Below are 435 nucleotides of genomic sequence, written 5' to 3'. Positions count from 1 at the left end.
GGTCAGAATCGCGCCAATCGGGAAGCCGCCGCCTAAAGCTTTGGCAGAGCTGAGAATATCGGGCGTCACGCCGTAATGCTCGTAGGCAAACAGTTTGCCCGTATGACCCATGCCGGTTTGCACTTCGTCCAGAATCAGCAATGCGCCGTGCTTGTCGCACAAACGGCGTGCGGCTTGCAGATATTCTTGGGTGGCAGGCAGGATGCCGCTTTCGCCTTGAATCGGCTCGATAATCACGGCGCAGGTTTTGTCGCCGACGGCTGCTTCCAATGCGGCAACATCATTGAAGGGAGCGTGGGTAATGTCGGCCGGCAGCGGTGCGTAGTCTTTGCTATATTTGGGCTGGCCGCCGACGGATACGGTAAACAGGGTGCGGCCGTGGAAGCTGTTGAGACAGGAGATGATTTCGGTTTTGTGTTCGCCAAAATGATCGCG

The 435-nt window shown here is 57.0% G+C and carries 1 protein-coding gene; it reads right to left on the bottom strand.

What is annotated here, in order from left to right; all coding sequences use genetic code 11:
• The coding region (locus ACTHUM_RS19975; RefSeq protein ID WP_440404004.1) for an aminotransferase class III-fold pyridoxal phosphate-dependent enzyme at nt 1–435 on the bottom strand (435 nt) is incomplete at both ends.

It is taken from the genome of Neisseria sp. P0021.S006 (assembly GCF_051956895.1).
This window is presented reverse-complemented; position numbering and strand designations above follow the sequence as displayed.